This window comes from Paraburkholderia saeva (assembly GCF_907164555.1).
Lineage (GTDB): Bacteria > Pseudomonadota > Gammaproteobacteria > Burkholderiales > Burkholderiaceae > Paraburkholderia > Paraburkholderia saeva.
In genome coordinates this window covers 16,455-41,348 of sequence record NZ_CAJQZC010000010.1, presented here as the reverse complement: position 1 = coordinate 41,348, position 24,894 = coordinate 16,455, and the positions used below count along the sequence as shown (strand labels likewise).

The following is a 24,894-nucleotide window of genomic DNA, read 5'->3' as shown; positions in this document are numbered from 1 at the left end:
AACCTGCTTCGAAAACTAGTTGCTGCTACCTGTGCCGACGCCAATCGTGAATACGTTGGTGGGCGGCGTCGGCGCGGTGAAGGATTTGACGTAGTTCGTCTGCGCCGCTATCGCCGCGCGTCCGTCAATTCCGGCGACCGGATCGTCGTTGGCCGACGCCATCGGGTTAAGTATCTGCATCGTCCGGATCTGCGAGACGGATTCGCCAAAATGCTCGTCCCACGCCGGCGTCGAACTAAGACAACCGCCGAGTGTCGCGCAGGCACCGACGCAAAGCGCAAGGCGAATGGAGGCCTGGATCGTGTTCATGTTCTTCTCCAATAAGTCTGCAAGGCGGACTCTCGTCACTGCGTCGTGCTGATCTGTGTTGCTACCGGAGCTGTTCTGGCAATTGACGTGTCCGGCGGATCAAGTGCACTGGAAGCCAGGGCGGGAGCCGTTGGAGAAGCCGTGTAAGTGGCAGGCCCCGGTTCAAGCGGTCCCGCGCTGGATATCGCTGCAGGCGGTGGTCCGTCCGGCACCTTCGCAGCCGGAGACGGGAGCGGCGTCACGCTGATCTGGGCTGTCTGAACTACATTCACGCGCGGATCTTCGAGCGCGATGGGCTTGCCGCCTGGCGATACGAGATTCGCCGGCGATGCCGCGTCGGGGGCCGGCATCTGACTGGAGGTCGGCGCCACGGGCGGCACCGCCGCAGCACCCGTCACTGGCGGCACTACAACGACAGCACCCGTTGTAGCGGCCGGGTTGGCGCCATTCGAGCCATTCGCACCGTTTGCACCGTTCACAGCAGGCGTCCCCGAAGCAGGCGCGGCCGGGGCAGCAGGCTTTCGTCCTTCCATGTTGCCGGTCGCATAAAGATGCGCTTCGTTGACGTTCGCGAAGCCGTCAGTCGGCAGCGGATACTCACGCGGCAGCGGTTTGGCAAGACGCGGCGTTACGACGAACACCAGTTCCGTTTTGTCCTGCTGGTAATTCGTGCTGCGGAACAGCGCGCCGAGTACGGGCAACTCGCCTACGCCCGGCAAGCCTTTGATCGTGCCGGTCACGTTGTTCTTCAGCAGTCCGCCGATCGCAAAGCTCTGTCCGTCATATACCTGCAACGTGGTCGACGCGCGGCGCGTCGTGATGAGCGGCAGGATCGCCGTGCTGCTCGTCCCGCCCGCCGTCACAGCGACGCCGGTCGGCGACAGCTCGGACACTTCCGGTGCAACCTTAAGGTTGATGCGACCACCTTCGAGCACGGTCGGCGTGAAGGTCAGGCCGACGCCGAACTGCTCTTCCTGCAGCGTGATCGTCGTACCGCCCGTTCCGTTGCTTTGCGGAACCGGAATGAACACCTTTCCGCCGGCGAGGAAACTCGCTTCCTGACCGCTGATCGCCATCAGGTTCGGCTCAGCGAGAACCTTGACGAGTTGATCCGTCTTTTGAGCGTCGATCGCGAGGCTAAGCGGCAGGTTATTCGACTTCATGCCCGCTATCGCGCCCATGCCGCCCGACAGAAAATTCGCGAGCAGGCCAAACGACCAGCTGCCGATGCTGCCCTGAAGATTCGCCTGTGCGCCGAGCTGGTCGATCAGTGTCTTCGACACTTCGGCGACCTTCACTTCGAGCATCACCTGTTGCGGAGCAGCGATCTGAAGCATGTTGATGATGCGTTCGGACTTGTCGCCGCCGGCGGGTGCCGCACCGGCGCCACCCTTTGCGCCCGGAAGTGGCAGCGCTGCGCTCGGGCGCTGCGTATAGGCGCGGGCAAGCTCAACGATGCGCTGAGCTTTGGCGCCGTCCGTTACGACGCCGGTCAGCACAAGCGCGTCACCCGCAGCCTTGATCTGGACGCCGGTCTCCTCAGGCATCAACGATGCGAGCGTCTGCTGCAGCCCGGCCGGATCCGTACCGACAACCACATCGATCACGCTGCACGAGCCACTCTTGCCCTGCACGATCATATTGGTCGTGCCGATGTCGGAGCCGAGCAGATAGAGTGTCTGCGGCGAAACAAGCATCGCCTGCACCACCTGCGGGTTGCCTACCGTACGCTCCCTGACCGGCTCGCGAAGATTGACCATTGTCGATTTACCGAGTGGCACGACAACGGTGCTGTGTTCGCCAACCGGCCCGCTACAGTTCGGTCCCTTCGTGTTTTTCGCGGCAGCAGCATTCGCCTGCGAGTCGTCGGCGCCACCGATGGTGAGACGGATCGGCCCGTTGGCCGCGACCGTGAACGGAGCGGCCAGTGCCGCCGCCTGGCCGGGTGCCTGCATCGCAGGCTGGACGGTGCCGACGGCACTCGCCGCTTCGCGTGTGCTTTCTGCCTCAGCGGACGGCAGCACCCAAAGGAACAGGCCGATGGCGCTCAGCATCGTGGTCAGCACGAAGCGTGACCCGCTCGCCTTCCGTTTCTCCGCGCGTCGATGCGGCGCTTGCGCCGGACACCTTGTTTTCGCGTTCATGGTCCTTCCCCCGTCAGGTGCTGCTATATGTGAACAACTTATGATGTGGCTACTGCCTGCCGGCGATGCCGGTCAGAAACATTCCTGGCCCTTCTCGCTGCCGGTTATCACCCGCACGCAATTGCTGGGCGCATGGGCGGCAACCCGTCGGATGACACGCGGAGCTTCAGGTTCCGATGCCGCCGCAATGACGACCGGTGTGTTGAGTAGCGTGTTTCGCGTCGCGCCGGCGGTGGTCGTCGCCTGCGGATCGACCTGGTTGCGAAGCACCAGCGAAAGCGTGCCGATACTGCGTGCAAGGTCGATTGTCTCGGCCTGATCCGGTGTTACTTCAAGCGTGACGGCGTCGACTACCTTCGGCCTGGTTTCGTCACGCCCGACCTCTTGCGCAACCGCCAGCACGAGGATCTTTTCGAGTACGATCTTTGAAATGTGCTGGTCTCGCGTTGCGTTGGGATCTTTCTGCGTGTTGACGATAATGTCGACGTAGTTGCCCGGCAATGCGAAGCCCGCAACACCGATCACGTCATTTACACGCACTGTGATCGCACGCTTGCCTTCGTTGATCACAGCAGACAGGCCACCGAGCGTGCCGACTGGCGAGAGCTTGGATGCAAGCACAGGCTCGCCGCGCAGCGCGCTTTCTTTCAGTACGCGTCCATCCAGCTTTTGCGGATCGGAGAACGAACCCGGCGGCACACTGGTCGAAGGCCAGTCCACAACCTTCAGGAGATCCGGTGTTACGCGCTGCCCAAGATTGATATCCGACGAAGCGACAACGACGTGTGCGTTGGTGCTGGTCGTCTGCGACACCATCCATCGTGAGCCGAACACCACTGCCGCCAGCCCCGCCGCCGTGGCGATCAACAGCATGAATACAGCGCGCGAGTTCTTCATTTCATTCTCCTGCTACTGGCCGCCGGTGGCAGCCCCTGGGTGAGCTACGTTCTTCAGGCGGTGACCAGTCTGCGCACGACTTCATTTGTGTGAACAGACTTTGATGCGATGCTTTCGTGACCACCTGAACTTGCGAAATAGTTGTTCCATGCGCGATGCAACGTTTCAGGCGTTGCGACCGGCGCTTCTTCCCGATAACTGGCATGGGCCACCACGAGGCCAAGCAGATCGCGCGGATAGCAGGCAAGCAGCGGACGGCGTCCCGGCAGATGGAGGTTGTGCAACAGGTAATCGAATGCGTCTTCGTCTGACTGCACACCGAGTTGCGCGCACTGACTGTCGTAGAGTTCGCGATATTCGTGCTGGTCGAGCGGGCCGACGTACAACTTGCAGCCCAGACGGCGCAGGAACGCTTCGTCGCCAAGTTGCTCGGGCGTGAGGTTGCTGGAAAATGCGAGCCGTACATCGAACGGCAACGAGAAGCGCGCGCCATTCTGCAGTGTGAGTGTTTCGCTGCCACGGCCGAGCGGGATGATCCAGCGGTTGAGCAGATCCTGCGGCGCGACGCGCTGACGTCCGAGGTCGTCGACGATATAGAGACCGTTGTTCGCTTTCATATGGCCCGGCGCCTGATAAAAACCTGTGCCGGCGTCGTAGCGCAACTCCAGCATGTCGAGCGTGAGCTCGCCCCCTGCCATCACGACCGGTCGGCGGCAACGCTGCCAGCGACGATCCGGTAGTGCACTGATGAGACTGTTCTCTTCCATTTCAACCGGCTGATGAATCAACGGATCGAAAATCTGGACAATCGAGCGATCGATCAGTAACGCGTACGGCACATCGATGTGTCCGGGCAGTAGTTTTGCGAGGCATTCCGCGATGTATGTTTTGCCGCCGCCAGCCGGGCCATAGAGCAGAATCGGACGGCCTGAATTCATCGCGCCGCCGACGTCGTCGATCATCGCGTCGCTGAGCTTGATGTCTGCCAGCGCGGCAAGGGCAAACGAACGCGAGATGCGTACGAGGTTGACCGACTGGCTCGCAATTACCCGGGTATAAGCTTCGAGCGATACCGGTGCCGGGCCGACGTAGGCGCATTTGGCGAGATAGCCGATTGCGCGGACGCGGCCTTCTTCAGTCAACTGATACTGGACGTCGAAGTCTGCGGCGCCGCGATGCGTGACTTCGAGCACGCGTTCGCGAATCATGAAGCCGGTGACTTCGTTGAGCACGGGGATGGGCAGCTTGAGGCGCTCCACCAGATGTGCAAGATTGATCTTGCCTTCGACGGCGGCGGCTTTGGCCGTCAGTTCCGCCAGGAAATGCAGGTCAAGCCCGGTCTGCTCGACTGAATGTGGCGCGCGACGGGTTTCGGCTACGCTGCTCGACGCGGATACCGCGGCGTCGGCGTGTTCACGACGCACAGAGATCTCACGGGACGCAATATCGCCCCAGTCCAGCGCTTTATTCATCGTGCTTCCCCGTTTATGGCCTGCATTCATGAAGGCTCATTTCTTTCTGTCGGGCTTAACCCACCCATTTTGTGGATGTGGCCCCTCAGCTAACCTGCGCCTCTCTGCGGAGACGCGGTGTTTCAATCCGGTCCGGCTGCTTTACTGCATGTTCTCTCTACTGCGCTTTGACTTCCGCAGGTCAGGCGGTGGTCAGCAGTACGCCTATCGTGCTGATTGCGATCACTACGCCATACGGCAATCTGCCCACTGAATGCTCGCGAAGGTTTTTTCCGTGTTGCGTTGCTGCTTTGATGCCGCCAGGTAATACGACGATCATCGAGAGCGTGTTCGACAGGCCTTCCTTCATGCGCCGCCGTTTCAGAAGGGTTGCCAGTGCCCAGATTGCACCTAATACGCATGCGATTAATCCTGCATATACGGCTACCACCGCGCCACAGAACGCTCCAACCGCCGCCATCAGTTTCACGTCACCAGCGCCGACTGCGCGTATGGCGTAACCTGGCAGGAAGAACAGACCACCGACGAGGCAACCGAAGAGCCATGTATGCGTACCCTCCGCCAGTCCGTGGACAGTCCACTGCATCGGCAGAGATACGATCAAAGCGATCGCCACCAACCAGTTTGGAATCCGCCTCGTATTCCAGTCCCAAACGGCAGCCGTGATCACGAGTGCGAGAACACACGGCCCAATCGGAAAGGCAACTTCGTTCATCGAATACTCCGTGTTTGGAACGGTGCGCGTTAGATCGTCGGACGGTTTGCCGCCCTGCCCCTCAAATACGCTGAGAAGCAGAGCAGGCAAATCGTCACGCGTTACTGCGCCGCCTTGCCGGAGTTGGTGTCGACCGTGTTCAAGGCCGTTTTAAGGGTATTGAAGATATTGCTGAGACTCGTGCCCATAGCAGTCGCCCCGGCAATAATCATCACCGAGATCAACCCTGCCAGCAGGCCATATTCAATAGCCGCTGCACCTTCTTCATCACGCAGAAATTGTTGGATCGTGCTCTTCATGCTAACCCCCGTAAGAGAAAAGTCGACTACTCGACGGTCCACATCCTTCAAGGGAAGGTGCGGAATCAAAACGCCCGGTATGGGCGAAACGCTGGCCTAACCTCGCCGCTTCGACATCGCTTGCAACTGACGTATGAAGTGAACTCCATTCGTTCGCATTGCTCATCGTGTCATTGCGATCTGGCTTTGCCGCTCTTCTGCATCAACTCGAGGCGTCCTGCCGCTTGCGATGCTAAAGTTCCCTGTCGCGTTCGCAAGATCGGGTCTCCTCCTTGCGGTCGCGGCGAATCCGTTTGCAGGTCTATACGCAACGGGTGTGCCATGCACTCGCAAAGCCTTATGTATCCTGGAGATGGCCAAAATCCGGCGCGTTTTGAAGGGCAGGCAAACACGGCATCGTTGCGAGTCCGTTACATGGTTTCGGGTTCACGCGAGCGTCGAAGGCGACACATCACCGTCTAAACAGGATCGAGCGGGGCAGACTCATAGCAAGGACTGGCGCGGCTCTCCAGCCAGTTTGAACAGTGTCGAACGCGCGCCGCAGGCAAATGCTTCCTCGCCCGCCAGGCTTGAAAAAGCTGTCGCAAAGTTGAGATCGACACGGAGGTTCGAATGAACCACGCATTCAATTTCGAAACATGGACGTGCCCGATCCGGCTTATATGATTCGACGATCAAGCGCTCGCCGAATCATTCCGACCTACCTTCGGCGCCACGCTACGAGCCGCATGCAGACTCGCTCTGCGCCACGTCAGCCCATCCGGAAGGCAACGGCGCAACCCACCATGAGCACCACGCCCCCGCACGGGATTCCATCTCACCCGCGCCACATGTAGCAGTGTTGCAACGCGACCATGGGCGACACTGAAGTTTCCGGACGCACGTGCTGATTCATACGGTCAGGGTTAGCCATGATTTTTCAAATTAGGCCTTTCCTGAAGGCACAAATCGAATCAGTTAGTGACGCTTAAAAACCACATCGCCACCACCCAATTGCCCCGAAAAATACTTGAGGGGCATTTATTTCTATGGCAATTCAAGATTGTTTGATCTATGTTCACTGTCATGCGCCAAACATAGAGCGCATAAAAAAGCCAGTAGAAGAGCAGGCCAGCGTATTACGGGGGTATCAAGATGACGTTTAACCGTCCGCACAGGCGCACGTTTCGCTGCGCCATCCAGTTTCAGCGTGCTCACATCGCACGCCTATTTGTCTGAACAAATAAACTGCGCGCCGCGTCACCACGCTGCGCGAACACGTCGATCAAACTGTGAAATCGGAATCTGCCGACTGTAGACCAGCAGTCTTAAAGCAATTTCGATGTGATTCAAGCGCCAAACCGGAAGCCGTTACCCGGGGCGCTCGAATCCAGGACCGGGGGCATCATGGATACGATCTGCACGTCAGACGTCGCATCGCGCGTTGCGCTGTGCGTTTTACCTTCAGGCGACGAACGCATTGTCCGCTTCCTTGAAGAGGCAGGATGGCACGTTGCCTATACAACTTCCGTTGCCGAAGCCGAGCATATTCTCGATTGCTCCGAGATCTCGGTTGGCCTCGTGGAAGTGCCGAGAGACTGCACCTCCCAGCATCTGCGTGCGCTCGAATCCTGTCTGGAGCGTACGCATACAACCTGGATTGCGGCGGTCTGGCCGGGCCAGACGGACGACGAATCGCTGCGCCGGTTCATCCTCGACTACTGTTTCGACTTTGTCACGATGCCCTGCGTCGACGAGCGCCTGACGTTCGCGCTGGGTCACGCTCACGGGTTGTCGTCGCTGCGCTCGCGCGCGGCCATGCCGCAGCAGCTGACGCTCGGGCGCCATGAAATGATCGGCCAGTGCGATGCGATGCTGCAGCTTTATAGAGGCATCGACAAATGCGCGCAGAACGATGCGCCGGTCTTCATCGCGGGCGCCTCGGGAACCGGCAAGGAACTGACCGCACGTGCCATTCACGAACGGTCGACCCGCGCGGAGAGCGAATACGTCGCGATCAATTGCGCGGCCGTGCCGCCAACCCTCCTCCAGTCCGAACTGTTCGGCCATGAGCGCGGCGCGTTTACCGGCGCGGCGCAACGCAAGATCGGCCGCATCGAAGCAGCCCACGGGGGCACGCTCTTTCTGGACGAAATCGGCGACATGCCGATCGAATGCCAGGCCGTTCTGCTGCGCTTCCTGCAGGAAGGCACGATTGAACGTCTCGGCGGCACGGGCTCGATCAAGGTCGACGTGCGCGTGATTTCCGCCACCCACGTGAATCTGGAAGCCGCTGTGGAAGCGGGCCGGTTCCGCGCCGACCTGTACCATCGTTTGTGTGTGCTGAAACTCAGCGAGCCGCCGCTTTGCGAGCGCGGCGAAGACGTCAAGCTGCTCGCCAGCTACGCCCTCGACATGTTCCGCCGCGACAATTCGCGCAAGCTGCGCGGCTTCACATCGGACGCGATCACGGCAATGTGCAGCTATACATGGCCGGGCAACGTACGCGAACTGTTCAACTGCGTCCGACGCGCCGTGGTGATGGCGGAAGGCCGTTTCATCACGGCGGCGGATCTGGGCCTGCCCGTCGATCCGGAAAATGCGCGGCGCACCCTGTCGGAGATTCGCGCGGAAGCGGAACGCGCCGCTGTCCAGCAGGCACTGCGCAGACACGGCTACAACCTGTCCGGGGCGGCCGAAGAACTGGGTGTCTCGCGCGCCACGCTCTACCGGTTGATGAACGCGGTCGGCCTGCGACCGGAACCCGGACAGATGCGCATGCTTCGCGCGTCGAACGCGTCTAACTTGACGGACAAGGCAGCCGAAATCACGGACCGCAAGGTCGCGGCCACCCAGGCGGCTTGAGCGGCCAACTGCGCAATCCTCACTGCTTAACTGCTTAAGCGGCTGGCTTTGCGCCGTCCATTTCGATGCGCAGCCGCTTACCCGCCTCCCGCAAGACCGTTGCAACGCCGGGATCGAACGTCCAGTGGCCGGCTGCATCGACGATCTGAAACGTCGCGCCCGGCCACGCGTCGGCCAGGGCCTGGGCCTGATCGGCGGGACACACCATGTCGAAGCGGCCATGCACGATCTGGCACGGCAGGTGCGCAAAGCGCGGCACGGCGGGAAGCAGCGCAGGCGGCGGCAGTTCGTCGGCCATATAGTGGCGCTCGAGCAGCGCCATCGCGATCGCCGCGCGCGACGATTCTTCTTCCGTGCGTGCGTCGCTCTCGTCCTCCTGTTTTTCGTGATTCACGCGCGATAACGTCGACTCATAGTCACGCCACGCGCGCGCAAGCGCGGTACTGGTCGCATCGAAACGCGAAAGCGGCGCGCCACTGAATTCGAGCACCTCGCGTGCACTTGCAGGCCTGCGGCCAGCGGCCTGTTCGATTGCGTCGAGAAAACGCGCGTGCACGTCGGGATAGACGCGCCGGACGCCCCACAGGAACCAGTCGGTATCTTCGCTGCGCGCGAGGTAGATGCCGCGCAGCAGAAAGCCCAGGCAGCGCGATGGATGCGCCGCACCGTACGCGAGCCCGAGCGTCGTGCCCCACGATCCGCCAAATACCGCCCATTGCGCGATGCCCAGATGCTCGCGCAACGCTTCGATGTCGCCGACGAGATCTGCAAGGCCGTTGTTTCGCAACTCGCCAAACGGCGTCGACCTGCCGCAGCCGCGTTGATCGAAGAGAACGATGCGCCACTTCTGCGCGTCGAGCAGATCGGCCCACTGCGGATTCATCGCGCCGCCGGGTCCGCCGTGCAGGATCACGATGGCGGGTGCCTGTGCGTTCCCCTGGGTGCGCCAATAGATCGTATGTCCATCACCGACGTCGAGCATGCCGTCTTCAAAGCGTTCTTGCGTTTCCATTATTTGACGCGATTCCCGTTTTAAATAGCGTTTAACAGTTGCAGATTAATCCATTTCATACGCAACCGCTTTGCACCTTCAGGCTACTGTATTAATGTTGCCTTGATCCGGCGACGCCTGTCGCTAGCGCTGGTCTCTCGTGAATGGAGAAAACATCGTGATCGATCATCTTTCGGTTGGAATCGCCAATCTGGATAGAACCCGCACGTTCTACGATGCGGTAATGGGCGCGCTCGGCTACGCACGTCTGCGCGATGTCGAGGACGCCGTCGCTTACGGACGCGACGAGCCCGTCCTGTGGCTGGTCCTCGCGCCACACCCCGTGCAGCCGGATCCGGAATCGGGTCTGCATCTCTGCTTCAAGGCTGACGATCGCGCATCGATCGACGCTTTCCATCGCGCTGCGCTCGCCGCGGGCGGGACGGATAACGGGCCGCCAGGGCTGCGTCCGCAGTACAGCGCGAATTACTATGCAGCGTTCGCCATCGATCCGGACGGCTATCGCGTCGAGGCGGTGTGCTATATATAACGGTCGACAGGCTGCGGGTCTGAACGGGTTCAGGCGCATGTAGCGCAGCCGCCTCATCACAAGACAAACAAAAATTCTGGTTCTGGAGCATTCATGGCGGGTGCAGGTCTCTTTCTCACTGCGGCGGGCGTCGGGCTCGCGGTCGCAGCGCCCGTTGGTCCGATGGGCATGTTGTGCATCCGTCGCACGTTGACTGAAGGGCCGCGCGCCGGCCTTGCGATCGGCTTCGGGATCGCGAGCGGCGATGCACTGTATGGTCTCGTCGCCGCATTGGGCATGGTCAGCATTTCGCAGTTCATGCTCGCGTATGACCGGCCGCTGCATTTCGTCGCCGGGCTCTTCCTGCTCTACATCGGCGTACGCACGTTGATGCAGAAACCCGCTGCGGAAAACGCCAGTTCAACCGAAGCGCCCTCTGCCGGCGCCGCGCGCGCCTACGCAAGTTCGCTGCTCCTCACCCTGACCAACCCGCAGACGATCATCATGTTCGCCGCGCTCTTCGCGACACTTGCGCCACGTGGACCGTTTTCGACAAGCGTTGCGCTGACAACTGTTTCCGGCGTGTTCTGTGGATCGATTGCATGGTGGTGTTTTCTCGTCACAGCAGTTTCGGGCGCGCGCCACGCGCTCGGCACGCGGATGCGCCAGCTGATCGACCGCATGGCAGGTCTCGCGCTTGCCGCGTTCGGCGTGGCCGAAATCCGTCGCGCGGTGTAAGCCGCGCCGCCGTCAGGGCAGCGCCGGCGTGAACGCAAACTTCTCGACGCTGGGGCCTTTCGTCACGACGGCCACACTCTCGGGGATTTCCTGCCACACGCCGGGCAGATCGACGAGCGGCTCCGACAGAACAAGATACGCATCGTCGCCGGCCATCTTGATGCGGTCGTCTTCGGGATACAACTCCCGCAGATGGCGAAATGACGTACTGTGAAAGAGCGAGCGCGACTGTCTCTCGCTCGAGTAACGAACGGCCACGATCTGCTCGCCATCGGTCGCGCACACGGTCATGTTCAACGGATGCTCGACGCCATGCCGTCGCCCTGCCTCCTCCACGACCGCCACCATCCGCTCAAGTGCCGTAACGGGCGCCAGTTCCAGCCCGAACGTGAGCGCCAGATAGAACATCACCTCCGAATCGGTCGACCCTTCCACTGAAGCAAAGAGATCGGGATCGATCGCCATCATCAGGTCGCGCCTGACACTCGGATAATTGCGGATCAGTCCGTTGTGCATGAAGAGCCAGCGCCCATAGCGAAACGGATGACAGTTGGTTTCCTGCGCGGGCGTATCGGTGGCCGCGCGGATGTGCGCAACGAAGAGCGGCGCTCTGACCGCGCGCGCCGCCTCTCGCAGGTTGCGGTCGCTCCACGCGGGCTGCACGCATCGATAGCGAAACGGAATGTCGGTCGGCGTGCCGTACCAGCCGACGCCAAAACCGTCGCCGTTGGTGGTCGTATGCCCCATGCGTGAATGCAGGCTCTGGTCGATCAGCGAATGCTCGGCGCGAAACAGCACCGTCTCGAGCTGGATGGGGTTACCCGTATAGGCAAGCCAGCGGCACATGATCCACCTCCTGTGATACTGCGCATCGACACGCTCAGGGCATCTGCAATGCCTACGGCGCTACGCGCAGCTGGGCTATCGGAGTCAGGAATTCGCCGAGACCCGTCAATATGATCTGCACGCCGATGCACAGCAGCAGAAACGAAGAAACGCGCATCGCAACCTTGGTTCCGTCAATGCCCAGGTAGCGGGCAAAGAGCGTGGCGCGGCTATACGTCAGGTAGATCGCGATGCCGATCAGGGCCGTGATCGCAATCGAAGCAACCGCGGACAAAACAAAATCAGTGAGCTTGTGGGTGCGGTTCGCCGTCAGCGCAATCGCCGTGGCAAGCGAGCCGGGACCCGTGGTGAGCGGCATCGTCAGCGGAAAGAACGCCTTCGACATGGCATTGTCGCCATCCACATTGCGCACCGCTGCAGCACCGGGCCGCACGTCCGGCGCGTTAAGCATCTGCCAGCCGCTGACGGCCACCGCGAGGCCGCCGCCTATGCGCAAAGCCTGGATAGAGATGCCGAAAAAATGAAGCACCGGCGTGCCGAGAAAAAACGCGACGAGAAGAACGATGCTGGCATTGATGGCGACCTTCTTGGCGAGCACCGCGCGCTCTTCGTTAGTGAGCGATTCAGTGCGGTCCAGAAACACAAATGCGACGCCGATCGGATTGATGATGCTGATCAATCCGGTAAAGCCAAACAGGATGTCCGAGATCAGGCTCTCTACCATGGGTGCGCTTCGCATCGAAGGGCTAACCCAACGTCCGCATCGCCAACGTTGGGCAGCGTATTGTTATGTGAATGGCCGCAACCAGAATCAGGTCATACCTGCAGGCGGGCATGACAGTGTAACGGCGTCTCTTCAAACGATGATACCGGAGCACAGGCAGGAATGGCCGCATGCGGTGTGCTGCCTGAAGAGTACTCCGCGACGCCCGGTTCTTACAACTGCCCTTCAGTTTTTTTGAAGGCCTTTACGGCGAGGACAGACCAGGCATACAGTCCCTGCGACAACATACAGAATCCACCAGACGTATCTACCGCGTTGAGGAGCTGTCCTATGCTGTTTCGCCTGCTGGCCGCCCTGCCGTTCATCGGTATCCTGCTTGGAATTCCCTTCGTCAACCGCGTCGAGCCGCTCGTGCTAGGCATGCCGTTCGTGCTTGCGTGGATTGTATTCTGGGTCGTCGCCGGTGCCGTGATCATGGGAATCATTTATCGCTTCGATCCGGTCAACCGCGAGGTCACTGACGATACCGCGGAGGTGCATTCATGAGCAGCGCACTGATCCTGATTGCGGCCGTCACGCTTGTCGCGCTGTATCTGGGCGTGCGCGCGCGCCGCGGGCACGACATGAACCTCGAGCAATGGACCGTAGGCGGCCGCAGCTTCGGCACCGCATTCGTGTTCCTGCTCATGGCGGGCGAAATCTATACGACGTTCACGTTCCTTGGCGGCAGCGGTTTTGCGTACGGCAAAGGTGCGCCCGTCTATTACATCCTTGCCTACGGCACGCTCGCGTACATCCTGTCGTACTGGCTTTTGCCGCCCATCTGGCGCTATGCCAAAGCGCAACGCCTCGTTTCGCAGTCGCACTTCTTTGCCCGCAAATACGACAGCCCGGCGCTTGGCGTGCTCGTGGCGCTGGTCGGCGTTGCAGCGTTGATTCCGTATCTGGTGCTTCAGCTGAAGGGACTGGGCATCATTGTCGCGACCGCATCGTATGGCGCAATTTCGTCGACGGCGGCGATCTGGATTGGCGCCGTGGTCGTGACGGCTTATGTGATGGTGTCGGGCGTTCGCGGCTCGGCATGGAACTCGGTCGTGAAAGACGTGCTGATTCTCGCGATCGTGCTGTTTCTCGGCATCTATCTGCCGATTCATCATTACGGCGGACTGAGTGAGATGTTCCACACGATCGATGCCGCGCGGCCCGGGTTCCTGACCTTCCCGGCCAAAGGGTCGAGCGTGACGTGGTTCCAGTCCACTGTTCTCCTGACGGCGCTCGGCTTTTTCATGTGGCCGCACACGTTCGGCTCGATCTATACCGCGCGCGACGAGCGGATCTTCCGGCGTAACGCCATGGTTCTGCCGCTCTACCAGCTGATCCTGCTGTTCGTGTTCTTTGTTGGCTTTGCCGCCGTGCTGAAAGTGCCGGGCCTCAAGGGCGGCGATATCGACCTGTCGCTGTTCCGCCTGTCGATCCAGACCTTCGACCCGTGGTTTGTCGGCGTGATTGGCGCGGCCGGTGTCCTGACGGCGCTCGTGCCGGGCTCGATGATCCTCACAAGCGCATCGACGCTGCTCGCCAACGACGTCTATCGTGGTGCACTGCAGCGAAACGCTTCCGATGCAAAGGTCGGCAAGCTGGCGCGCCTGCTCGTGCCGGCGGTTGCGCTCGTCGCAGTCGGCTTTACGCTGCATGGCGGCGATACAATCGTTGCGCTGCTGCTGATGGGTTACAGCTTCGTCACGCAGCTGTTCCCCGCGCTGCTGTGCAGTCTTGCAAAGCGCAACCGCGCGACGAAACAGGGCGCGTTTTGCGGGATTCTGGCGGGCGTCTTCGTGGTTGCACTCACAACGACCCTGCATCTGAGCGTTGCGCAGTTATTCCCGTACCTGCCCGACAGCCTGAAGGACGTCAATATCGGCTTCCTCGCGCTGGCCGTGAACGTGATCGTCTTTGCGATCGTGAGCGCGATGACACAACCGCATGCTTCGACTGAACCGTCGCACGCGCGTCAGCATTAACGGCGCGTCACCGGCTGACTGCGGCTTCCTGTTCTGACAAGGAAGCCGCAGGCGCGATCATTCGACCGGCCGCGCTGCCTTCGCGTAAAGCGACGAATCGCTGAACCCCTCTGCATCCAGCACGCGCCCGACAAGAATCAGCGCGGTCCGCTCGATCTGCGTGCCCTGCACTTTCCCGCAGATATCACCCAGCGTGCCGACAACGCGTTCCTCATCGGGCCAGCTCGCCCGATAAACAACCGCTACCGGACAATCCGCGCCGTAGTGCGGCACCAGTTCATCGACGATGCTCGCGAGATGCCGCACGCCAAGGTGTATCGCCATCGTCGCCCGATGTCGCGCGAGATCGCCGAGCGCCTCGCCTTCCGGCATGCTGGTCTTGCGCGCATAGCGCGTCAGGATCAGCGTCTGCGATACATCGGGCAACGTAAGCTCGACGCCAAGCGTCGCCGCGCACGCAGCCGTCGCCGTCACGCCAGGCACGATCTCAAAGGGAATATCCAGCGCGCGTAACCGGCGGATCTGTTCACCGATCGCGCCAAAGAGCGAAGGATCGCCGGAGTGCACGCGGGCGACGTCCTGTCCTTTTGCGTGTGCTTCTGCGAGCAGCGCGATGATTTCGTCGAGATTCAGGTCCGCCGTATTCACGACGCGTTCAGCAACGTTGCCGGCGAGCACCGCCGGGGGAACCAGCGAACCCGCATACAGGATCACCGGGCAGCGATGCACGAGCTTTTGTCCCTTCACGGTGATGAGTTCAGGATCGCCCGGCCCGGCGCCAATAAAGAATACGGTCATCTACGACTCCCCATTTCATTTGCACGAAAGACGCTGATGCGTCTTTCGCTAAAGCAGTTCTTTTAGCGCGGCCAGCAGTTGCACAGGCGAGTCGAATTCGCGATCGACACGGCCGGGCACCGGACGACGCACCATGACAACCGGCAAGCCAAGCTCGCGCGCTACATCGAGTTTCGCCTCTGTCGCCTTGCCGCCGCTGTTCTTGCTGATCACCACGTCGATCCGGTGTTCGCCAAAGAGCGCGCGTTCACCCTCGACGCTAAACGGCCCGCGTGCGTCCATCACCCGTGAGCGGTCAGTACCGGGTTGCGCGTCGAGGCATCGCACGATCCAGAACTGGTGCATCGGAATCTCGTGCAAATGCGCAAGTGGTTCGCGCCCAAGCGTAAAGAGCGGCCGCGAAAACGGCGTCAACGCTTCCACGATGCCGGCCCAGCCATCGACCATGCGCCAGTCGTCGCCAGCCTGGGGCTGCCACGGTGCGCGGCGCATGGCCCAGCACGGCACGCCAGCTGCGCGGCTCGCCGTCGCCGCGTTCGCGCTGATCTGCACCGCGTAAGGGTGCGTGGCATCGACCAGCAGCCCGATTTTCTCGTCACGCACATAGCGCGCGAGCCCTTCAGCGCCCCCAAAGCCGCCGACGCGCACCGCGCACGCAAGGTCTGCCGGCACCTTGCCGAGCCCGGCGAGACTATAGACATCGTGCGGGCCCAATTGCCGCGCAATCTGCATCGCGTCGCCCGTTCCGCCCAGAAGCAGGACGCGCGTCATTGCGCGACGCCCACGATATGCCCCTGCCGGTCGATCGCAAACATCTCGACCGTCACTTCCACCGGCACGATATCGCGGGCGACGCGCAACGCGTGGGCGCAGACGATATCGCCAAGCGGCACGCCGCGATCGCGCGCAATTGCGAGTGCCTGCTGGCTGGTATTCGACGCACGTATCGCCTGAAGCAGACTGACATCGGCGCCATGCTCCGCGGCCCAACTGGCAAGTTGCTCGAGGTCGATGCTCGAATTGCGGCTGTGCAGATCGAGATGGCCCGCGGCGAGTTTGCTCAGCTTGCCGAATCCGCCGCACACGCTTAGACGGTCAACCGGCGCGCGGCGTAAATGCTTGAACACCGCACCCACGAAATCGCCCATCTCGATCAGCGCGATGTCCGGCAGGCCGTAGTGCGCGCGCATTGCGTCTTCGCTCGCGTTGCCTGTGCACGCGGCGATATGTCGATAGCCGTTCGCGCGGGCCACGTCGATGCCCTGATGAATCGACGCGATATACGCGGAACACGAAAACGGCCGGACGATACCGGTCGTCCCCAGAATCGACAAACCGCCGACGATACCCAGCCGCGGGTTCATCGTCTTGAGTGCCAACGCTTCACCGCCTTCGACGCCAACCGTCACGTCAAAACCGCCCGCATAGCCCTGTTCCGCAGCGAGATCGGTGAGATGCTGCGTCATCATCTGGCGCGGGACGGGATTGATCGCCGGTTCGCCGACTGCAAGCGTCAGCCCGGCACGCGTGACGGTGCCCACGCCCGGGCCCGCAAAGAAGCGCACGCCGGGTTGCGCACTCAACCGGACGCGCGCGAACACCACTGCGCCATGCGTCACATCGGGATCGTCGCCGGCGTCCTTGATCGTGCCGGCTTCCGCGCCGCCATCGTCCGTCAGACGGCAAAACACGAGCGGCATCGGCACATGCTGCCCCTTCGGCAATACGATTTCCGCGACGTCGCCCGCTATACCCGCGAGCAGCAGACGCGCCGCGGCAAGCGAAGTCGCCGTCGCGCAACTGCCGGTCGTGTAGCCGCTACGCAGCGGCGCGGGTTGTTCAGGTGTTTCGTCGCGCATTACGGTTTGCGGCTTTCGAGTAGCGTGATCGGCAGCGCCTGGCGCCAGGTGTCGAAGCCGCCGAGCGGCTGTGCCTGCGCGACGCTCACGCGCGTCAGCGTGCCGCCATGCTGCTCGCGCCACGCAATGAGCGCCGCTTCGCTCTGCACAGTGACGGCGTTTGCGACGAGCCTGCCGCCGCTGCGTAATTGCGCCCAGCAGGTGTCGAGCACGCCTGGCGCGGTCACCCCGCCACCGATAAAAATCGCATCGGGCGTGGCCAGTCCTTCAAGCGCGTCAGGCGCGTTGCCCGCCACGATCTGCAATCCCGGCGCGCCGAGCGCATCACGGTTGTGCTCGATGAAACGCTGACGCCCAGCATGTGCCTCGATGGCGATCGCGCGACAGGATGGATGCGCGCGCATCCATTCGATGCCGATCGACCCGCAACCCGCACCCACGTCCCAGAGCAATTCGCCGGGTTCAGGTGCAAGCCGCGCGAGCGTGATGGCGCGCACGTCGCGCTTCGTCAACTGGCCGTCGTGCTGCCAGACTTCGTCGGCGAGCCCGGGCGTGAGCGGCAACGCCAGGGCTCTCTCGCCTGCACGGCATTCGATTGCGACCAGATTGAGCGCGGCGACTTCATCCTGATTCCACGCATCGGCGCGCACATCGATCCGGCGCTCAGACGCGCCGCCAAGATGTTCAAGCACGATCATCCGGCTCGGACCGAAGCCACGTTCGTTTAGCAGCGCGGCAATTGCGCCTGGCGTGCAGCCATCGCTGCACAGTACAAAAATCCGCGAACCGCGATGCAGACAACCGTTGAGCGCGGCCAGCGGCCTTCCGACAAGCGATAGCGTCGCGACATCCTGCAACGGCCAGCCAAGCCGCGCTGCGGCAAGCGAAAGCGATGAAGGCGCGGGCAGCACGCGCATTTCGTCGGCGGTTAGCTGACGGGCGAGCGTTGCGCCGACGCCGAACAGCATCGGATCGCCGCTCGCCAGCACGCAGACCGAAGCGTGATTGCCGCGATGCGCAAGCACCGGTGCCACGTCGAATGGACGCGGCCACGGTTCCCGGCGCGCACGCAGGCGCGGCGGCAGCATCGCGAGATGGCGCTCCCCGCCAAAGACCACCGATGCGTCCAGCAGCGCGCGGCGTGCCGGTCTTCCGAGACCGGCAAAACCGTCGTCGCCCATTCCCACCACGGTCAGCCATGCCGGCATGCGCCCATCCCCATTCGTGTTTCCTCTTTCCTGGCAAGTTTGCGGCGCGCCAGGTAAGGCCGCAGCGTACTTGCGCTGTTCGAAAAAAGGCATAATACAGCCTCGCCGGTGCCCCTCGGGGCCTAAGAGGGAACACAGACCCACTGTGGCTGCCCCCGCAACTGTACGCAGCGAGTTCACGCTTCACCTGTGCCACTGGTTCGACCGGGAAGGCCGGCGCGGACCACGACCTGCGAGCCAGGAGACCTGCCAGCGAGACCAGTTCGTGCCAGCCAACATCGGGCGGGGTGTACCGATGCCGCAGCATTTCCTCCATGACGAGGTGCTCGGGCCGTCGCGCGGCGCACAACCCGGTGACCCCTTGAACCACGTTACGTCTGCCTTCGCTCCCGTTGCTTCGCTTCGCCCTTCGGCCTGCCCGGGGCTGTGGCGCATCGTGCAGGCGCGCGACGGCGGCCTCTGCAGGATCAAGCTGCCCTGCGGCGAACTGCGTGCGGATCAGGCGTTTGCTATCGCGGATGTAGCAACGCGTTACGCGTCCGGCGTCATCGAAGTGACGAACCGCGCGAACCTGCAACTGCGCGGCGTGCGCATCGGCGAGGAAGAGGTGCTGATCACCCGGCTGCTGGATGCCGGGATAGGGCCGCAATCCCTACCCGACGGTCGCGAAACAGATCCGGTCGCACGCGACGATATTCGCAACCTGATGGTGAGCCCGCTTGCAGGTCGCGATCCGCATGCGATTTTCGACGTCACCTCGCTTGCCTCGCAAATTCTTTCGCTGTTGCAGAGCGAACCGCGATTCACGGCGCTTTCCCCCAAATTCGCATTGATGCTCGACGGCGGCGAGCGCGTTGCCATGCTCGATCACCCACACGATATCTGGCTTGCTGCAGTGCGGGATCGCGACGATGTGCGGTTTGCCTTTGGTCTCGCGGGATGTCCACCGCTTTCACCTGCATCGCAACCTGGAATCATCGGGAGTGTTCTGCCGGAGCAGCTGCCCGCGCTCGTCGCCGCGCTGCTGCACGCGTTCCTCGATCTCGCAGCACCAGACGATTCGCGCATGCGCGATGTGCTTGCCCTTCACGGCCTCAAAGCCTTCATGGAACGGGCGCAGGCGCGAGTCAATTTCACTCTGGCGAGCAACCTCCGTTTTGACAGTTGGCGCCGTTCGCCGGCGCAGGCGTCACTTCGACTCGGGTTGCATCCACAAAACAGCGAAGATCGCTCATACATTGGCGGGCACCCGGCGTTTGGCCGTCTCGACGCCACCACACTGGAAGCGCTTGCCCAGCTTGCCATCGACACAGGTAGCTCGATACTTCGCATGACGCCATGGCAAGGCGTCATCGTTCCAGACATCCCCACTGGCAACGCACCGCAGGCACTAAAACGACTTGAGTCGATTGGACTCGTCACTGACAGCGCAAATCCCCTTGCACACGTCATCGCCTGCACCGGTTCCCAAGGCTGCGCAAAAGGTATGGCCGACACGAAAGCCGACGCCCTCCTTCTCGCGCGCCGTTTGCCTACCGGTGTGGATGTTCATTTCAGCGGTTGCCAGCGCTCGTGCGCGGCGGCGCATTGCGTGCCCTGGACGCTGCTTGCCGTAGCGCCCGCCCGCTATGACCTTTATCGACGCGACGGCACGCCAGGTTTTGGCGCACCTGTCGCGCGCAATCTGACGATCGATCAGGCCGCCGATATGCTCGAACGCCTGACCCGGAGTTCACCTGATGCTTGACTACATTCGCGACGGTCGCGAGATCTACCGCAGGTCTTTCGCCACGATCCGCGCCGAGGCCGATCTGCGACACATTCCCGCCGACCTCGAAAAGCTGGCCGTGCGCGTGATTCACGCGTGCGGCATGGTCGACGTCGTCGACGATCTGCAGTTTTCCGCGGGCGCCGGCGCCGCCGGACGCGCGGCGCTGCTGCGCGGCGCACCGATACTCTGCGACGCGCGCATGGTCGCCGAAGGCATCACGCGTGCGCGTCTGCCCGCCGACAACCCCGTCATCTGCACGCTGGGCGATCCAGGCGTCGCGCCGATGGCGCTCACGTTGCACAACACGCGCTCGGCCGCCGCGCTCGAATTGTGGCGACCGCACATCGAAGGCAGCGTTGTCGTGATCGGCAACGCGCCGACGGCCCTCTTCTATCTGCTCGAAATGCTCGATGCCGGGGCGCCAAAGCCCGCATTGATCCTCGGTTTTCCAGTGGGTTTCGTCGGCGCGATGGAGTCGAAGGCGATGCTCGCGGAGAACAGCCGCGGCGTACCGTTCGTGATCGTCGCCGGTCGGCGCGGCGGTAGCGCCATGGCCGCCGCAGCCGTCAACGCGCTCGCTTCGGAGGAAGAGTAAATGACGGTGCGTGGACGTCTTTTTGGGCTCGGCGTCGGACCCGGCGACCCTGAGCTGATCACGCTAAAGGCGGTACGTCTGCTCAAGGCCGCGCCCGTCGTCGCGTACTTCGTGGCGAAAGGCAAAAAGGGCAACGCGTTCGGCATCATCGAAACGCATCTGGACGAAGCGCAGGAGCGCCTGCCGCTCGTCTACCCGGTGACGACCGAAACGCTGGCGCCCCCGCTTTCGTATGAAACCGTGATCGCCGACTTCTACGACACCGCGGCCGAAATCATCGCCGGGCATCTCGATGCGGGCCGCGACGTCGCCGTGATCTGCGAGGGCGATCCGTTTTTCTATGGCTCGTACATGTATCTGCACGACCGGCTGGCGTCCCGCTTCGAAGCCGAAGTCGTGCCTGGCGTCTGCTCGATGCTGGGCGGCACGGCGACACTCGGCGTGCCGCTCGTCTATCGCAACCAGACGCTCTCCGTGCTGTCGGGCGTGCTCTCCGAGCACGAACTGAAACGACGCCTCGCGGACGCGGACGCCGCCGTCGTGATGAAACTCGGCCGCAATTTCGACAAGGTGCGGCGCGTGCTGTGCGAACTGGGCCTTGAACAGCGCGCGCTTTACGTCGAGCGTGCCACGATGACGAACCAGCGGATCGTGCCGCTTGCCGAAGTCGATCCAATGGCGTCGCCCTATTTCTCGCTGCTCGTCGTACCGGGTGAAAAATGGCGCGGATGAATGCAATCGCGCCTGCCATCGTGATTCTCGGTGCGGGCGCACTCGACACCGCGCGGCGCATCCAGGCGCGCTATCCGGGCGCACAGGTCCACGGGCTTTCGGGACGTGTCGATGCGGATGTCGCGTATACCGAACTCAACGCCCATCTGCGCGACCTGTACAGGCGCGGCACGCCACTCGTTGCGCTGTGCGCCGCGGGCATCGTGATTCGCTGCCTCGCGCCGCTGCTGGCTGACAAGGGCACGGAGCCGCCCGTGCTGGCCGTGGCCGAAGATGGCAGCGCGGTCGTTCCGCTGCTCGGCGGACTCGCGGGCGTGAACCGCATGGCCCGCGAAATCGCCGATGCACTCGATGTCACGCCCGCCATTACGACGAGCGGCGAGTTGCGTTTTGGCACGTGCGTGCTGAATCCGCCAGACGGTTATGCACTCTCGAGTCTTGCCCAGGGCAAGCGCTTCGTGTCCGATCTGCTCGCAGGCGAAAGCACGCGCATCGAAGGCGAAGCACCCTGGCTCGACAATGCGCAGTTGCCGCGTTCAGCCGACGCACGACTCGCGATACGCGTCACGCCACAGGCATGGAACGGCAGCACGGATGAGCTGCTGATTCATCCGCGCAGCGTCGTCGCGGCGATTGGCGACCTTGACGAGGACATCGCGGGGCACGTGCAGGGCGCGTTGAGCGCAAATGGAATTGCCACGCTCGCGCTGGCTGCGCTGCTCGCGCCTGTCGAACGTGCCGGTGAGGCTGCGCTGACCGAAGCGGCCGCAACGCTGGGTGTCGCGCTCCGTTTTGTCGCGACGCCCGCGACCGCCAGCGAAGCACGGAAACCGCATGCGCTCATTTCCACGGCGATGCGCGTGCCGCATGAGATCCTTGCTGGAGACACACCGGTTGCTCTGGCGCTTGCACGTGCGCCGGTCGATCCGTCTTCTGTCGGACAGGCGCGCGGGCGGCTCTGCGTCATTGGCCTCGGCCCAGGCGATGCGCGCCTGCTGGTGCCCGCCGCGCGCGAGGCGCTCGATGCCGCCACCGATGTGCTCGGCTACGAAACCTACGTGACAATGGCGGGCCCGTTCCGCGCGGACCAGCGCGTGCATGGCACCGACAACCGCGAAGAGATGCAGCGCGCGCGTCACGCGTTCGAACTGGCTGCGGGGGGCGCTTCGGTTGTCATGGTGTCGTCCGGTGACCCCGGTGTATTTGCGATGGCTGCCGCCGTGCTGGAAGCGCTGCACGAATCAGGCAACGCACGGTGGGCGAGCGTCGAACTCGAAATCCTGCCTGGCGTATCGGCAGCCATGGCGACCGCCGCGCAGGCCGGTGCGCCGCTGGGTCACGATTTTTGCATGCTGTCGCTCTCCGATAATCTGAAACCGTGGGACGTCATTGAAAATCGCCTGAGGCACGCCGCAAGCGCCGATCTCGTGATGGCTTTCTATAATCCGGTTTCACGCGCGCGCCCGTGGCAACTCGACAGGGCACTCGATATCGTCCGCGAATTCCGCGCGCCGGAGACGACCGTGGTACTGGGCAGAGATGTCGGCAGACCGGGCGGTGCGGTGCGTCATACGTCGCTGGGCGAGCTTCGCAGCGATATGGTCGATATGCGGACCATGGTGATTATCGGTTCATCGCTTACGCGTGCGTTTTCGGTGGATGGCAAAGTGGAATGGGTTTATACGCCGCGCTGGTATCGCCCGCTTTAAGGGTTTTGCCGAACGGCATCATTAACTGATTCACAACAGATAAATCGATCTGTTCTCTGCCCGCAATAATGGGGTTTTTTAAGTCTTCAATTAAAGTTTTATTTTGCCGGGCCGTATACGACCGTTAAGAACCTGAAATGAGGTGGTCGCTCTATGTCGTCAAATGAACTCGCCGAAGAACCCGTCGTTGCATCGGACCTGGCACTCAAACCCGATGATGTCATTTTAGGCACGCCGCTGCCGTGGCATGTCGTCGACAAGGATGGCGCCGTGCTGCGCGAGCGCGGCGCATCGATTCTCAACGATGACGAACGCCGTTTTCTCTTCGAGCATTTCAAGCCCCACCGCAGAGATTCGAAGGCCGCAGGCGCGGCGATCCCGCACCCGGAGACCGAAGCGCCGCCGCCCGCGTCGCTCGCGGAAATGCATCTGCCTATCGGCGCCCTGCTTGGCGTGCGTTCGCAGATCGGCATGGGCCGGCCGATGCATCCCGCCCGTGTGATCGGCTTCGCTCCGAACCAGGTGCTGTTCATCACACCGCCTGTCGCAAACGGCAAGGCGGCACCGATTGAAGTCAACGAGAATCTCGACCTCGTCGCGATCGCGAGCCAGGCGGTCTATCGTTTTACGTGCACGGTCGAGGCGCTGTGCAGCAATCCGTTCAACTACGTCGTGCTGTCGAAACCGGGCGCGATTCGCCGGCTGCGCGAACGGCGCTCGATACGCGTGCGTGCACGCGTTGCCGTTCGCTACGGCACCGAGGCAAACGAAGCCTGGATCGGCGTGGGCGTCGCGGACGGCATCAGTGCGCTGGGTCTTTCGCTTGCAACAACGACTGCATTGGGACGCATCGGTGAGCGGCTGCGTCTGTCGTTCTGGGTTACATCGGGCGAGATCGAAACGTTGATCGAAACGCGCGCCGTGATCCGCAACGTGCAAGCCGACGAAGCGCACAAGGAACTGATCGCGCACGGCCTCGAGTTTGACGTGCTGGAACCGTCGATGCAGACCGCGTTGAAAGCGTTCGTGTTCGACCGTCAGGACGACGTGTACATCTGGAACAGCATGACGCGAGCGTAAGCGCGAAGCTGATCGCGCCGTGCCACAGTCACGACGCGATCAGATCTTCCGGCGTGCAACACAGCGCATCCCAGGCTTGCGCAATCTGTTCGCAACGGCCGAGCCGGACATCGCCTCGTTCGAAATCGACACACACGATCCGGTCAGCGAACACCGGGCGCACGGGCAGATCGCTGCTGCGTCCATCCGAAAGCAGCCACAGCCAGCGCTGCTGGAGCGGCTTGCTGCGCGCGGCGCGCTCCAGGACGTGCGCTGCCCGCGATACACCGAGCGCGAGCGGCGTCCCCCCTCCGCCACCAACAGGCTGCAGCCAGCGCTCATTCCACCAGCGCGGCACGGCGGGCCCGAACCGTACATCGGCACGCGCTCCGCCAAAACACACCAGCGCGGTTTCCGCGCGCGCGGTGGACGCCCGATCGAACATCGCGACCAGCAAGCCCTTTGCCAGCGCCAGTTGCTGACCCGCCATCATCGAACCAGAACAGTCGAGCACGAAGCAGTGCAGCACGCCGCCCTGCGACGCTTCGCGCCTGAAGCGGATGTGCGCGCGGGTGAACGGTTCATGGCGTTTGGCCGCAAGCGTCGAGCTCCAGTCGATACGTCTGCCGGGTTT

General features: G+C 62.4%; 24 protein-coding genes and 1 riboswitch. Of the genes, 10 read left to right on the top strand and 14 right to left on the bottom strand.

From position 1 onward, the window contains the following. Window positions 1–15 precede the first annotated feature (15 nt). From LPA36_RS22920 to LPA36_RS22895, 6 genes are all read right to left on the bottom strand, one after another. On the bottom strand, window positions 16–309 hold the full coding sequence (locus tag LPA36_RS22920) for a hypothetical protein (protein WP_228881932.1): 294 nt from the start codon (window positions 307–309) through the stop codon (window positions 16–18). Between the two features lie 35 nt (window positions 310–344). Further along, window positions 345–2,453: a type II and III secretion system protein family protein gene (locus LPA36_RS22915; protein WP_407674327.1), complete on the bottom strand. Its 2,109-nt coding sequence runs from the start codon at window positions 2,451–2,453 to the stop codon at window positions 345–347. Between the two features lie 72 nt (window positions 2,454–2,525). Continuing rightward, a complete protein-coding gene (gene cpaB, locus LPA36_RS22910) occupies window positions 2,526–3,350 on the bottom strand; it encodes a Flp pilus assembly protein CpaB (RefSeq protein WP_228881931.1) in 825 nt (274 codons plus the stop codon). A 53-nt stretch (window positions 3,351–3,403) separates the two neighbouring features. Next, window positions 3,404–4,822, bottom strand: coding sequence for an ATP-binding protein (locus tag LPA36_RS22905; protein ID WP_228881928.1), 1,419 nt, complete (start codon window positions 4,820–4,822; stop codon window positions 3,404–3,406). A 181-nt stretch (window positions 4,823–5,003) separates the two neighbouring features. Beyond that, the gene (locus LPA36_RS22900; RefSeq protein ID WP_228881926.1) at window positions 5,004–5,537 is read right to left on the bottom strand and encodes an A24 family peptidase; all 534 of its coding nucleotides are present in this window, start codon (window positions 5,535–5,537) and stop codon (window positions 5,004–5,006) included. Between the two features lie 101 nt (window positions 5,538–5,638). Continuing rightward, the gene (locus LPA36_RS22895) at window positions 5,639–5,836 is read right to left on the bottom strand and encodes a Flp family type IVb pilin (RefSeq protein WP_228881925.1); all 198 of its coding nucleotides are present in this window, start codon (window positions 5,834–5,836) and stop codon (window positions 5,639–5,641) included. A gap of 1,386 nt (window positions 5,837–7,222) precedes the next feature. Between LPA36_RS22895 and LPA36_RS22890 the strand changes: the two genes are divergently transcribed. Further along, window positions 7,223–8,680: a sigma-54-dependent transcriptional regulator gene (locus LPA36_RS22890; RefSeq protein ID WP_228881923.1), complete on the top strand. Its 1,458-nt coding sequence runs from the start codon at window positions 7,223–7,225 to the stop codon at window positions 8,678–8,680. 34 nt (window positions 8,681–8,714) lie between these two features. Here the strand turns inward: LPA36_RS22890 and pip are convergent, their stop codons facing one another. Beyond that, window positions 8,715–9,692 carry a prolyl aminopeptidase gene (gene pip, locus LPA36_RS22885; protein ID WP_228881921.1) on the bottom strand — a complete coding sequence of 326 codons (978 nt, stop codon included), beginning with the start codon at window positions 9,690–9,692 and terminating at the stop codon, window positions 8,715–8,717. Window positions 9,693–9,849: 157 nt separating this feature from the next. On the opposite strand from pip, the gene LPA36_RS22880 reads away from it, so the two are divergent. Continuing rightward, window positions 9,850–10,221 (top strand): VOC family protein, encoded by a 372-nt coding sequence (locus tag LPA36_RS22880; protein WP_228881919.1) that lies wholly within the window; start codon window positions 9,850–9,852, stop codon window positions 10,219–10,221. Window positions 10,222–10,314: 93 nt separating this feature from the next. Further along, the gene (locus tag LPA36_RS22875; protein ID WP_228881917.1) at window positions 10,315–10,938 is read left to right on the top strand and encodes a LysE family translocator; all 624 of its coding nucleotides are present in this window, start codon (window positions 10,315–10,317) and stop codon (window positions 10,936–10,938) included. A gap of 12 nt (window positions 10,939–10,950) precedes the next feature. On the opposite strand, the gene LPA36_RS22870 is transcribed toward LPA36_RS22875, so the two are convergent. Continuing rightward, entirely contained in the window at window positions 10,951–11,784 is an 834-nt protein-coding gene (locus tag LPA36_RS22870; protein ID WP_228881916.1) for a class II glutamine amidotransferase, read from the bottom strand. A gap of 52 nt (window positions 11,785–11,836) precedes the next feature. Next, entirely contained in the window at window positions 11,837–12,508 is a 672-nt protein-coding gene (locus LPA36_RS22865; RefSeq protein ID WP_228881914.1) for a MarC family protein, read from the bottom strand. A 330-nt stretch (window positions 12,509–12,838) separates the two neighbouring features. Between LPA36_RS22865 and LPA36_RS22860 the strand changes: the two genes are divergently transcribed. Together LPA36_RS22860 and LPA36_RS22855 are read left to right on the top strand one after the other, a co-directional pair. Continuing rightward, entirely contained in the window at window positions 12,839–13,054 is a 216-nt protein-coding gene (locus LPA36_RS22860; protein WP_228881912.1) for a DUF3311 domain-containing protein, read from the top strand. Continuing rightward, the gene (locus tag LPA36_RS22855; RefSeq protein WP_228881910.1) at window positions 13,051–14,529 is read left to right on the top strand and encodes a sodium:solute symporter family protein; all 1,479 of its coding nucleotides are present in this window, start codon (window positions 13,051–13,053) and stop codon (window positions 14,527–14,529) included. Before LPA36_RS22860 ends, LPA36_RS22855 begins: the two co-directional genes overlap by 4 nt. Before the next feature lie 57 nt (window positions 14,530–14,586). Here LPA36_RS22855 and cobM read toward each other — a convergent pair whose 3' ends face one another. From cobM to cbiE, 4 genes are read right to left on the bottom strand one after another with little or no spacing between them, the layout of a single operon-like run. Continuing rightward, the gene (gene cobM / locus LPA36_RS22850) at window positions 14,587–15,327 is read right to left on the bottom strand and encodes a precorrin-4 C(11)-methyltransferase (RefSeq protein WP_228881908.1); all 741 of its coding nucleotides are present in this window, start codon (window positions 15,325–15,327) and stop codon (window positions 14,587–14,589) included. A 48-nt stretch (window positions 15,328–15,375) separates the two neighbouring features. Continuing rightward, window positions 15,376–16,098 (bottom strand): cobalt-precorrin-6A reductase, encoded by a 723-nt coding sequence (locus LPA36_RS22845; protein WP_228881906.1) that lies wholly within the window; start codon window positions 16,096–16,098, stop codon window positions 15,376–15,378. After that, window positions 16,095–17,186, bottom strand: coding sequence for a cobalt-precorrin-5B (C(1))-methyltransferase (locus tag LPA36_RS22840; protein ID WP_228881905.1), 1,092 nt, complete (start codon window positions 17,184–17,186; stop codon window positions 16,095–16,097). Before LPA36_RS22840 ends, LPA36_RS22845 begins: the two co-directional genes overlap by 4 nt. After that, a complete protein-coding gene (cbiE, locus tag LPA36_RS22835) occupies window positions 17,186–18,394 on the bottom strand; it encodes a precorrin-6y C5,15-methyltransferase (decarboxylating) subunit CbiE (RefSeq protein WP_228881903.1) in 1,209 nt (402 codons plus the stop codon). Before cbiE ends, LPA36_RS22840 begins: the two co-directional genes overlap by 1 nt. Before the next feature lie 89 nt (window positions 18,395–18,483). Further along, window positions 18,484–18,662, top strand: a riboswitch (cobalamin riboswitch). 93 nt (window positions 18,663–18,755) lie between these two features. On the opposite strand from cbiE, the gene cobG reads away from it, so the two are divergent. The 5 genes from cobG (at window position 18,756) to LPA36_RS22810 (ending at window position 24,281) form a co-directional block, all read left to right on the top strand. Continuing rightward, window positions 18,756–20,141 carry a precorrin-3B synthase gene (cobG, locus tag LPA36_RS22830; protein WP_228937567.1) on the top strand — a complete coding sequence of 462 codons (1,386 nt, stop codon included), beginning with the start codon at window positions 18,756–18,758 and terminating at the stop codon, window positions 20,139–20,141. Continuing rightward, entirely contained in the window at window positions 20,134–20,760 is a 627-nt protein-coding gene (locus LPA36_RS22825; RefSeq protein ID WP_228881901.1) for a precorrin-8X methylmutase, read from the top strand. Before cobG ends, LPA36_RS22825 begins: the two co-directional genes overlap by 8 nt. Further along, window positions 20,761–21,492: a precorrin-2 C(20)-methyltransferase gene (locus tag LPA36_RS22820; RefSeq protein ID WP_228881900.1), complete on the top strand. Its 732-nt coding sequence runs from the start codon at window positions 20,761–20,763 to the stop codon at window positions 21,490–21,492. Next, window positions 21,480–23,201 (top strand): precorrin-3B C(17)-methyltransferase, encoded by a 1,722-nt coding sequence (gene cobJ / locus LPA36_RS22815; protein WP_228881898.1) that lies wholly within the window; start codon window positions 21,480–21,482, stop codon window positions 23,199–23,201. The genes LPA36_RS22820 and cobJ overlap by 13 nt, the downstream gene beginning before the upstream one ends. A 153-nt stretch (window positions 23,202–23,354) precedes the next feature. Continuing rightward, window positions 23,355–24,281, top strand: coding sequence for a flagellar brake protein (locus LPA36_RS22810; RefSeq protein WP_228881896.1), 927 nt, complete (start codon window positions 23,355–23,357; stop codon window positions 24,279–24,281). A 28-nt stretch (window positions 24,282–24,309) separates the two neighbouring features. Here LPA36_RS22810 and LPA36_RS22805 read toward each other — a convergent pair whose 3' ends face one another. Continuing rightward, window positions 24,310–24,879, bottom strand: coding sequence for a vWA domain-containing protein (locus LPA36_RS22805; protein WP_228882356.1), 570 nt, complete (start codon window positions 24,877–24,879; stop codon window positions 24,310–24,312). Between the last annotated feature and the right edge of the window lie 15 nt (window positions 24,880–24,894).